The organism is Streptomyces sp. NPDC006430 (assembly GCF_040612395.1).
Lineage (GTDB): Bacteria > Actinomycetota > Actinomycetes > Streptomycetales > Streptomycetaceae > Streptomyces.
Window position 1 is genome coordinate 24,438 of sequence record NZ_JBEXQA010000046.1, and the last position, 9,904, is coordinate 34,341.

The 9,904-nt window shown below is 67.3% G+C and carries 9 protein-coding genes and 2 pseudogenes; 4 read left to right on the forward strand and 7 right to left on the reverse strand.

Annotated features, from left to right (window positions below):
* The first annotated feature begins 176 nt into the window (after positions 1-176).
* A complete protein-coding gene (locus ABZZ20_RS34125) occupies positions 177-815 on the forward strand; it encodes a flavin reductase family protein (protein WP_356876427.1) in 639 nt (212 codons plus the stop codon).
* Between the two features lie 261 nt (positions 816-1,076).
* Here ABZZ20_RS34125 and ABZZ20_RS34130 read toward each other — a convergent pair whose 3' ends face one another.
* Positions 1,077-1,445, reverse strand: coding sequence for a helix-turn-helix domain-containing protein (locus tag ABZZ20_RS34130; protein ID WP_356876429.1), 369 nt, complete (start codon positions 1,443-1,445; stop codon positions 1,077-1,079).
* A 108-nt stretch (positions 1,446-1,553) separates the two neighbouring features.
* Between ABZZ20_RS34130 and ABZZ20_RS34135 the strand changes: the two genes are divergently transcribed.
* Positions 1,554-2,180: an NAD(P)-binding domain-containing protein gene (locus ABZZ20_RS34135; RefSeq protein WP_356876431.1), complete on the forward strand. Its 627-nt coding sequence runs from the start codon at positions 1,554-1,556 to the stop codon at positions 2,178-2,180.
* Between the two features lie 258 nt (positions 2,181-2,438).
* On the opposite strand, the gene ABZZ20_RS34140 is transcribed toward ABZZ20_RS34135, so the two are convergent.
* Positions 2,439-3,833 carry an isopeptide-forming domain-containing fimbrial protein gene (locus ABZZ20_RS34140; RefSeq protein ID WP_356876433.1) on the reverse strand — a complete coding sequence of 465 codons (1,395 nt, stop codon included), beginning with the start codon at positions 3,831-3,833 and terminating at the stop codon, positions 2,439-2,441.
* Positions 3,834-4,412: 579 nt separating this feature from the next.
* Between ABZZ20_RS34140 and ABZZ20_RS34145 the strand changes: the two genes are divergently transcribed.
* Entirely contained in the window at positions 4,413-4,949 is a 537-nt protein-coding gene (locus ABZZ20_RS34145; protein WP_356876449.1) for a transposase, read from the forward strand.
* 117 nt (positions 4,950-5,066) lie between these two features.
* On the opposite strand, the gene ABZZ20_RS34150 is transcribed toward ABZZ20_RS34145, so the two are convergent.
* The 5 genes and pseudogenes from ABZZ20_RS34150 to ABZZ20_RS34170 form a co-directional block, all read right to left on the reverse strand.
* On the reverse strand, positions 5,067-5,288 hold the full coding sequence (locus ABZZ20_RS34150) for an IS3 family transposase (RefSeq protein WP_356876435.1): 222 nt from the start codon (positions 5,286-5,288) through the stop codon (positions 5,067-5,069).
* A gap of 40 nt (positions 5,289-5,328) precedes the next feature.
* Positions 5,329-6,399 carry an IS110 family transposase gene (locus tag ABZZ20_RS34155; protein WP_356876437.1) on the reverse strand — a complete coding sequence of 357 codons (1,071 nt, stop codon included), beginning with the start codon at positions 6,397-6,399 and terminating at the stop codon, positions 5,329-5,331.
* Positions 6,400-6,659: 260 nt separating this feature from the next.
* A complete protein-coding gene (locus tag ABZZ20_RS34160; protein ID WP_356876439.1) occupies positions 6,660-6,929 on the reverse strand; it encodes a hypothetical protein in 270 nt (89 codons plus the stop codon).
* 15 nt (positions 6,930-6,944) lie between these two features.
* A complete protein-coding gene (locus tag ABZZ20_RS34165; protein WP_356876441.1) occupies positions 6,945-7,334 on the reverse strand; it encodes an IS3 family transposase in 390 nt (129 codons plus the stop codon).
* A gap of 70 nt (positions 7,335-7,404) precedes the next feature.
* A pseudogene (locus ABZZ20_RS34170) lies at positions 7,405-7,854 on the reverse strand (transposase); the annotation flags it as partial.
* On the opposite strand from ABZZ20_RS34170, the pseudogene ABZZ20_RS34175 reads away from it, so the two are divergent.
* Positions 7,777-9,449, forward strand: a pseudogene (locus ABZZ20_RS34175) (IS4 family transposase); the annotation flags it as partial. The pseudogenes ABZZ20_RS34170 and ABZZ20_RS34175 sit on opposite strands and share 78 nt — an antisense overlap.
* Positions 9,450-9,904 lie beyond the last annotated feature (455 nt).

The following is a 9,904-nucleotide window of genomic DNA, read 5'->3' on the forward strand; positions in this document are numbered from 1 at the left end:
AGGTCAGCGACAGGAAGTGTCAGTGGTCGGCGACACGACGTGATCGTTCCACCCGTGTGAGAACGTGATGTCGTATTTCCGCCAGCGTCGATAGTCGCCCCCGCGAGAGAGTCAGCGACGGCTCGCGTTCCTGCTCGCGGGCCTGTCCGTCTGGCACTCCACGAAAGGCACGGCGCATGCATGTTGTCCCCGGGCTTAAGGTCCTGTACTTCGGAACGCCGGTGGTGCTGATCAGCTCACTCAACGAGGACGGCACGGCGAACTTGGCGCCGATGTCCTCGGCGTGGTGGCTGGGCCAGTCGTGCATGCTTGGTCTTGGCAACAATGCCCAGACCACCGCGAACCTGCTGCGGGAGGGCGAGTGCGTGCTCAACCTGCCCTCGTCGGCATTGGTCGATGCTGTCGACCGGATGGCGCTCACCACCGGGAAGCCAGTCGTGCCGGACTACAAAATGAAACAGGGCTACCGGTACGAGCCGGACAAATTCTCGGCCGCACAGCTGACCGAGCAGGCATCGGACCTGGTCCGGGCCCCCAGGGTCGCGGAATGTCCGGTCCAGCTTGAGTGCCGTGTTGTCTCGGCCCATCCCTTCGGCGGTCCCACTTCGCACGCCACTGCCTTTGAGGTCGAGGTCCTTCGTGCCCATGTCGAACAGGAGCTGGTCATTCCGGGGACGCACTACGTGGATCCGCTCGGCTGGGACCCGCTGATAATGAAGTTCTGCGAGTTCTTCGGCGGTGGGCACAACGTTCATCCGTCGAAACTCGCCGAAGGCTGGAACATGCCACACCAGCGCCGGTCGACAGCCGTCTGAGCCGGTGCATCTGTCCATCACGCATGCCCTGATCATTCATCCGGGATGATCAGGGCATACTTCTGGCCGTAGGTCATCTTCTTCAACCGCTCGCGCTCGGCGGCGGTCGGGACTCTCGGGCAGGCCGGGGCTGCGGGCATGGCGGACGGGCCGATCGGAAAAGTGGATCACGACGGGTCGTAGCCTGCCGCAGCCGGTGCCGAGACGATCCCGCAGGATGGCCGCATGCCCATGCCCATGCCCATGCCCATGCCCATGCACCTACGCCGTGGCTGACGCCTCGTCGGCGCGGTCCTGGGCCTCCAGGACGCGATGGCCGTGTTCCGCCGACCACGCGCCCATCGCGCGGATCGGGACCATGAAACTGTGGCCCAGGTCGGTCAGTTCGTACTCGACGCGCGGGGGCGCCTCCGCGTGGGCCCGCCGCGTGACGAGCCCGTCGTACTCCAGGCGGCGCAGCGTCTCGTTGAGTACCTTGGCGCTGATCCCGCCGATGGCCGCGCGCAGTCGCCCGGGCCGCATCGGGCCGTCCCCGAGCGCGAACACGACCACGCTGTTCCACCGATTGGTCAACAGGTCGAAGCCCACACGCGCCCGACAGTCCGCCAGATACTCGCCGTTGCTCCCCATCACTCCATCACTCCCCCAATTATGGTCCCCCGGCGGGAACCGAACGGTTCCTGTCGGCCGGCCTAGATTCACTCGCACGAACCGGCAGGTCAAACAAAGGGGATCGATATGCGGATCGGAATTGTGGGTGCGGGCGCCATGGCCGAGGCCCTCGGCGCGGGCTGGGCGAAGGCCGGGCACGACATTGTGGTCGCAGCGCGCGACGCGGGCAAGGCGACGGATCTCGCTGCCCGGCTCGGGGCCCGCGCGGGAACTTTCGCCGAGGCCGCCGCACACGGGGACGCGGTGCTCGCCGCGCTTCCGCACACCGCGATGCTCGACGTGGTCGCGCCGCTGGCCGACGCGCTCGCGGGGCGGGCCGTGATCGACTGCTCGAACCCGATCGTGCCAGGGCCAGGCGGGCTCATGCTCACCACCGACGGCGGCCCGTCCGCGGCCCGCCGGATCGCGGACGCGGCGCCAGACGCGCACGTGATCAAGGCGTTCAATGTGTGTGCCGCCGAGGTGTGGGCCCGGTACCCGGACGGCCTGGCGGTACCGCTGTGCGGGGAAGACGCCGGCGCCCTGGATCTGGTACGCGCGCTGGTGACGGACTTGGGCGCGATCCCGCTGGACGCGGGCGGCCTGGACCGGGCCGGTTACGTGGAAGCCACCGCCGCGTTCGTGATCGGGGTGTGGTTCGCGGGCGGTGACCCGCGCACGGTGCTGCCGCTCTTGGAGCACGCGCGGGGCTGATCGGGGGTCAGGTCTCCGTTCGCGGGAACACCAGGCGCGACCGGCGCCTGAGCCCGGGTCGGCAGCCCCCGCCTGCTTAGAAGTCCTCGAGTGCGCCTGCGAGCTCTGCCTCACCGCCACCGACCTCCAACCGGCGCCCCGCACAAGCCCTGTCCCTACGTCAACCCTCGAACGACTTCCGGAGCCGACCACTGAGTTTGGGTGGGCCGGGAGTAGTCGTTGGCAGTAGCCTTCGCGGCGATTGGCTGGGGGCTACTCCTAGCTGGCGCAGGGGTCGCAGCAGGAGGGGGCCGGTTCGACGCAGATGCTGACGCTGTCGGCGTTGTTGGTGGTGTCGGGATCCTTTTCGTTGCCGGTGGCGGTGGCGGTGTTGCTCAGTAGGCCGGCCTTGGTTGCCTTGGCCCGCAGCACGAGGGTGGCGGTGGCGCCGTCGGCCAGGTCTCCCACGGTCCACTGCCCGGTGGCCGGGTCGTAGCTTCCGGGGCCGTCGGCGGACAGGAAGGCGAGGCCGTCGGGGACCTGGTCGGTGACGGTGACGCCGGTGGCGTCGTTCGGGCCGGCATTGTGGACGGTGATGCGGTAGGTGACCGTCTGGCCGACGGTGACGGTCGTGGTGTCGGCTGCCTTCGTCACGGTCAGGTCGGCGGCTGGCTTGACCTGTGTGACCTGTTCGTTGGAGGTGGACGTCAGGGGCTCCGGCGTGTCACCGAGCCGGTTCTCGTAGGAAGCGGTTGCGGTGTTGCTGATCTGCTTGCCACCACTGGCCCGGTCGATGACGGCCCGGTACTCCACCGTGGTACCTGCCGGCAGGGTCTCGGTGTTGGGCAGGCTGCCCCCTTCCACGGCGGAAGCGCCGTTTCCGAGATGGAAGACGACCTTGTTCGCCTGGGCGTCGTAGTACGCCTGGTCGTCTCCCTGCGCGTCGCTCTTCGCTCCGGCGTTCGGGCCGTCGATGACGCGCAGGGAGCCAGGCAGGTACGTCGTACCCTGCGGGATGACGTCGGTCACGATGAGGTTCTCGGCCCCGCCGCCGCCTTCGTTCTTGGCGGTGATGCGGTACGTGACGACGTCGCCCACCTCCAGCGGCCCCGCGGGAATGGCGGTCTTGTCGAGCACCACATAGGCGGCGGTGCCAAAGAAGATGCCGTCCAGGAAGTTGCCGATGCCGCGGTTACCACCGGCGGCAGAGATGGAACGGAAGGCGAAGCGTGTCAGCGTCTGACCTGCCGGGACGGTGTAGGTGCCGGTGTAGTAGCCCCAGGCGGTGTTGCCGTCGGTGAAGCGCCTCTGCTCCACCGTGGAGCCCGGCGCGCCGATGTCCAGTGCCATGGTGTCGTCCCCCTGGCGACCGCGGTGGTACAGCCGCCAGTACAGCGTCGTACCGGGCGTGGTCGGCAGGTCTTGGTAGAGCGTGGAGACCTCATTGGCGTTGAGCTCGGCGAACTGGGCGCCCTCGGCTGCTGGCACTCCCTGAAAGCCCGAATGCCACAGCTCGATCTTGTGATCGGAGGCGGTGGTGAGCCAGCCCGGGACCCACTTGGACGCCTGTGTCTGTGAGGCGTCCGGCAGGATTTCCACACTGGTCACGGGGGGCTGTTCGAAGCTGCCGTTGGCCAGGGCGACGCGGAGCGGAGCAGCGGGAGGTGTGGTCATGGTGGTTCTTCCCCTCGAGTCGATGCTGTTGGAATGCGCCGCCGGCCGGCCGCAACCTGCGCGCCGTGGCAGAGCCGAAACATCCCGAAGTGCATCGCATCCGGGTGAACACGTAAAGTGATGAGTGGAGGGCTTTGGCCAATCCCGCGAGGCACGTTTGCGGAATCCGCCCCCGGGACCCATCCCCCCCCACGCCGTCATGGATGAGGCCAAGGCGACCGCAGCCACCACACATGCCTCCCCGCTCTCTCCCACCCGCCCCGTCATGGCCGAAAGCCCCCGTTGAACCCTTGCGGTTATCCCTGCTCAGAGTGAATCGGTCACCGGCGAAGTTGACGCTCCTGGCGCAGTGGCACGGCCGAGTAGGAACGGCGCAGCAACCGGGGTTGATGTGACGACAGCTCTCATGACGCGTTGTGGTCGTGCAGGCCGACGTTGTGTCTGGGGAAGGTGCCGGTGTCGTTGCACGCTAGGGAGTTCGACGGGGTTCTTGAGGAGACGGCCCGGGTGGCGCGGGCTGCGTTCCCGAAGGGCAGCCTGGCGATGCAGGGCCGTGATGAGTTGGGCGAGTGTTCTTGGATGCGGACTTCGCTTGGCCGTACCCGAGCAGGGGCCGGTGTGGTAGCCGGTTGGGCTGCCGCTGGTGTCGGTCATGCAGTTCGCCGAGGGCCTCTCGGACGGCAGGCCGCAGACGCCGTGCGCGGGCGGCTGGACTGGAAGTACCTGGTGGGACTGGAGCTGGCCGATCCGGGATTCGATCACTCGGTGCTCACCGAATTCAGGAACCGGCTGATCGCGGGAGACGCCGGAATTGAACTCCTGGACCGGGTTCTTGAGGCCGCTGCGGAGCACGGATTACTCAAGGCCGGTGGCCGTGCGCGCACGGATTCCACGATTGTGTTGTGTGCTTCTCGGCAGATCAACGGCCTGGTGCGGCTCGGTGAGACCCTGCGGGCTGTATTGAACGGCATGGCCGTTCGCGAGCCGGAGTGGCCGGCCGACTCGGTTCCTGCCGACTGGTTCGACTGGTACGCGAACCGGTTCGAAGTCACCCGCCTACCCACGGGAAGGCGAAGCGCACCGAGCGGGTCGAGCAGATCGGCGCCGCCGGGCTGAGGCTGCTGGTGGCCCTTCACGGACAGGACGCTCCTGCGTCCCTGCGGCTGCTTGACCGGGTCCAGACGTTGCGGCAGATGTGGGTCTGGGGTTCCTCCGCTGTGCGGGAGGTGCTGACTAGCTGGTCAGGGTGGGTTGACGTGGTTTCAGGTTGGCTCGTTCGGTTGCTGCCTGGTTGGCGTAGTACTTCTCCTCGTACTCGATCGGGCTGAGGTATCCGAGTCGTTTCTGGATGCGGCGGGGGTTGTAGAAGCCGTCGAGGTACTCGAAGAGCGCGAGGTTCGCTTCGGCCCTGGTGGCGAAGACGCGGCCGCGGATGCACTCGGTCTTGATGACCATCCACAGGTTCTCCGCAGCGGCGTTGACGCTCCTATAGTTGTCAACTGGCCGTGTGGGGCGCTCGTGGGGCGGGTCGGAGCAGGTGGTAGACCTCGCGGATGACGTAGCGTTTGAGGCAGCGGATGATCTCGCGTTTCGTCTTTCCTTCGGTGGTGCGGCGGGCGACGTAGTCGATCGTGGGCTGGTGGAATTGCATGCGGACGATGACGGTGCGGTAGATCGCGGCGTTCAGTTGTCGGTGGCCGCCGTGGTTGATGCGATGCCTGCCGCTGGTCATGCCGGAGCCGGTGGGCACGGGAGCGATGCCCGCGAGCTTGGCGAGAGCGGCTTCGGACTTGATCCGTTCGGGGTTGTCGCCGGCGACGACGAGGATTTCTGCGGCGGTGTCCACCCCGATGCCGAACGGTTCGAGCAGTTGTGGAGCGGCCCGCTTGACCAGGTCGCCGATCATCTTCGTCAGTTCTTTGGCCTCGGCGTCGAGGTACTGCCACCGCTTGGCGAGCGTCCGCAGCGTGTGGCGCAGTGCGTCCGCGGGTCCTTCCAGGCGGCGAGGACGCAGGGCTGCCAGCTGCCGCGCCAGTGTGATCTGTGTCTTTCCCGCGGTCTCCCGGCGCAGGGTGTCCGGGGCGTGGACCAGCATGGCCTTCATCGTGACCATTGCCGCGGCGCGCTGTTCAACGGCCTGGTCGTGCGCGACCTTGAGCCGGCGGATCATCTCCGCTTCGCCGTCGGCGCTCTTCGGTGTGGCGGTCGCGAACCCGGCGAGCACGGCGCGGGCGGCGTTCTCGGCGTCCAGGGTGTCGGACTTGCCGTTCATGCGCCGCAGTCTCCGGTCCGGCCGGCCGGCCTCGACCACCTTGTGGCCGTTCCTGCGGAGAAACGATGTCAGTGTGGCGCCGTAGGAGCCGGTGCCCTCGATCCCGAAGGCCAGGACCTTGCCGAACGAGGCCGCCCAGTCCAGCAGTTGCTGGAAACCGCCGGTGTCGGTGGGAATGGTCAAGGTGGCCAGGATCCCGCCGATCGTGTCCATCACCGCCGCGACGTGGACGTGCTTGTGCGTGTCGACACCGATCACGACATGCCCGGACCTGGGCTGCTCGATGGTCTGCACGATGTTCCTTCCGGTCGGTAGCGTGGGAGGTCACGCTGTCGCCGGTCGGACGGACAGGACTGTCACGGGGACGCTTTGGTGAGTCGGCTCCAGGCTTTTATCAGGTCACGTCCGTCCGGCGGCAGCGCTTGCTGCGTGCCCGGCCGGGCGGTCGACAGATCAACGCCAGGACACCCGTGGGGTCAGTCGTAAGCAAGAGTCAGACCGCCTCGGCCGGGGCTACCCGATCCTTGCGGGATCCGGTGCGAGAAGACTGACAGTCATACGAGTCGGCGACCGAGCCCATCGACGCCTGGATCCCGGCCCTGACCAGGCGTGTCGTGAGCTTCACGGACGTGTATTGACAGCCGTGGTCCGCATGATGAAATGAGCTCCCCGGGGGCGACTTCGCGGCTGGCCAGGGCGTATTCCAGCGTGGTCAGGACCAGGTCCGCGTCGGCGCGGGCGGAGGTTGCCCAGGCCACCACCCGGCGGGAGAACGCGTCGCGGATCGCGGACAGCCACAGTGGACCCTCCTCGGTCGCGATCATGGTCAGGTCGGTGACCTACAGCCGGTTCGGCCCGTTCGCGGTGAAGTCGCGTTGGACCAGGTCAGGGGCGAGGTCGGCGTCCGGGTCACGGCGGGTGAAGCTCTTGCCCCGGCGGGGGCTGATTCCGGCGAGGCCGGCCTGGCGCATGAGCCGTTCGACGCGCTTGCGGCCGACGCGAGTGCCTTCACGATGGAGGACGGCGTGCACGCGCGGTGAGCCGTAGTTCCCGCCGGACTCGTCGTGGACCTGACGGATCCTGCTGGTCAGCTCGGCGTCCTGGCGGCGCCGTTCGCAGGGCTCGGTCTCCGCCTGGCGCCGGCGGTAGTAGGTGGAGGAGGGGATGGAGAGTTCCCGGAGTACGGGCTCGACCCCCAGGTGCGGGTGCGCATCGAGGAGCGCGGTCACCTGGGCCGGGTCGGGTCGAGCTGGGCCGCGAAAAAGCCGAGGCTGTCCGAAGGACCTCGTTCGCACGCTTGAGCTGGGCATTCTCCTTCCGCAGGGCGGCAAGCTCCTCCCGCTCGGCGGTGGTGAGCATGTCGCCTCGCTCACCGGCGTCAGCCTCGGCCTCGGCGTCGGCCTCGGCCTGACGGATCCAGTTACGCAGGGCCTCGTGGTGCACACCGAGCTCCTCGGCCATACGGCGGATCACGGGCTTCGGCTCGGCGGTCCGATACATCCGCACCGCACGCTCACGCAACTCCAACGGATACTTCCAAGGCCACGGAGTTATGGCTTGTCCGCCGCTGTCAACAGGGGCGGGGTATTTGGGAGAAGTGCCGGTCAGGGCTACGGGACTCCTCGTAGAGCGAGGAAGCCGACCAAGGTCTTCCCGCCTGAAGGAGCCCCGTTGCCCGTTCAGTGTTCCACCGTCACGCTCACGTCGTCGTCCGTCACCGTCGCCGGCGGTGTCTTCGCTCCGGGGCATCTGGGCGAGCTGACCCGGCAGCTTCCCTTTGAACTGGTCGATGACGTGCTGGAACGTACTGGTGGCACCCAGCGGAGGCTGAGGTTGCTGCCGTCGAGGGTCGGCGTCTACTTCGTGCTGGCACTGGTTCTCTTCCCGCAGCTGGCTACATCCGGGTGTGGGACAAGCTCACCTGCGGGCTGCGCGGGTTCCTTCCGCTGCGTCCGTCGGAGAAGGCGCTGCGAGAGGTGCACCGGCGGCTGGGCGCCGCGCCACAGCGGCTGCTCTTCGAGACACTGGCCGGTCCCGTGGCACAACCGACCACACCAGGGGTGCGTTACAGGAGCTGGCGCACAGTTGCCTTCGACGGCTGCAGCTCCACCAAGGCTCCCGACCGGCCGCGAGGCTGTGCCTGGCTGGGCAAACACAGGCACCGTTACGGTACGGACGGCTATCCGATGCTGAAGATCATGGTGCTGTGCGAGACCGGGACCCGAGCTCTGCTCGGTGCGGTCTTCGGACCGACGCCCGAGAAGGAGACAGGATACGCCGAGCAGTTGCTACCGCTGCTGGACAACAAGATGCTGCTGCTCAACGATCGGGGCTTCGACTCCGACGACTTCCTCGCGAAGGCTGCGGCCACCGGGGCACAGCTGCTGGTACGCCTCAAGGGAACCCGGACACCCGCGCGCTGGGCGCTGCTACCGGACGGGTCGTTCCTGACCAGGATCAACGGGACCCGGCTGAGGATCATCGATGCACACATCGCGGTGACGACAGCCAAAGGGCTGCGGCTGGAAAGCCACTACCGGCTGGCCACCACGTTGACCGATCACCGTCGCTACCCCGCCGCAGAGCTGGTGGAGCTGTACCACGAGCGATGGGAGATCGAGTCCGCGTTCTACTCGCTTCGGCACACCCTGCAGCACGGCCTGGTACTGCGATCCCAGGACGCGACCGGGATCCAGCAGGAACTCTGGGCTCACCTGACCGTCTACCAGGCACTGCGCCGGGCGATGGCCGAGGCCGTCGAGACGCTTCCCGGCACCGACCCGGACCGCGCGTCCTTCACCGTCGCTCTGGAGACCGCCAAAGACCAGCTCATCGCCGCCGCCGACGTATTGCCCGATACCGGACCGGGACGAATCACACCGGCCCTGCTGCACGATCTGCTCCCACCCCGCCGGGCCCGCGCTGCTCCCACCCCGCCGGGCCCGCGTCAACCCACGCCGCGTCAAATGCCCGATCTCCCGCTACGCCGCCCCGCCCCACCAGGCACAAGTCCTGGGCGCCTCCAGGATCACCAGCATCAGTGTCACCGTGCACCCCTCCGCCGGTCCCGGCCCCGACGGACGCCGCGACCGCACGCTGCAACTCCTGCGAAGCGATCCCCTCCGCACCTGGCGCGCCTGTGAAATCGCTCGCGGTATCGGACTGGACGACGCCCAAGGGTTACGCGCGGAACTGGGACGCTGGGTCCGCGAAGGAATCCTCCGCCGCACCGGCCGGGGCCTCTACACCCTCACACCCGAGTGGACACACACACGCGACGGCAAACCTTCAGCGGGAAACGACACCGGCCTTCAGTAGAAAAACGACACCTCACCACCCGCCCACCAGCCAAAACCCCTACTGAAAGCCCTGTCGCCAACCACTACAACTCACACGTCGCGCATCAGCAGCCAGGCCCACCTGGGCGCAACCCCTGCTCTCCGCAGCGAAAACCTACGGCCGGCTGCAAGACCGCGGCCCGGACAGCCCTCTCCTGCCCTTCATCAACAGCCAGAACAACGAACAACTCCGCCACATCGCGACGAGCATCCGCTACCACCTGAACCGCCCCTGACCAGCAACAACCCCACACCGGCCATACCAACCGGCAACAAACCGACCAGGCCAACCCCCCAAAAACGACAGCATCAGATCGGCATCCATGTCAGCACAGAAAGCCTCAACAAGCCCCAGCCGAACAGCGCCTAAGGGCTTGCAGGAAATCAAGGTGTTGCTTCCCGTTCCGGGGCTCGTTGTTGTGGTATGCGCATCCCGGACGAGACTCGTGACCAACTCTGCA

Excerpts from the sequence above, each read along its gene's own strand:
- ABZZ20_RS34130 (WP_356876429.1), bottom strand. The coding sequence starts at position 1,445 with ATGGGGAGCAACGGCGAGTATCTGGCGGACTGTCGGGCGCGTGTGGGC.
- ABZZ20_RS34145 (WP_356876449.1), top strand. The coding sequence starts at position 4,413 with ATGCGGACTTCGCTTGGCCGTACCCGAGCAGGGGCCGGTGTGGTAGCC.
- ABZZ20_RS34160 (WP_356876439.1), bottom strand. The coding sequence starts at position 6,929 with ATGATCGCGACCGAGGAGGGTCCACTGTGGCTGTCCGCGATCCGCGAC.
- ABZZ20_RS34125 (WP_356876427.1), top strand. The coding sequence starts at position 177 with ATGCATGTTGTCCCCGGGCTTAAGGTCCTGTACTTCGGAACGCCGGTG.
- ABZZ20_RS34150 (WP_356876435.1), bottom strand. The coding sequence starts at position 5,288 with ATGGTCATCAAGACCGAGTGCATCCGCGGCCGCGTCTTCGCCACCAGG.
- ABZZ20_RS34135 (WP_356876431.1), top strand. The coding sequence starts at position 1,554 with ATGCGGATCGGAATTGTGGGTGCGGGCGCCATGGCCGAGGCCCTCGGC.
- ABZZ20_RS34140 (WP_356876433.1), bottom strand. The coding sequence starts at position 3,833 with ATGACCACACCTCCCGCTGCTCCGCTCCGCGTCGCCCTGGCCAACGGC.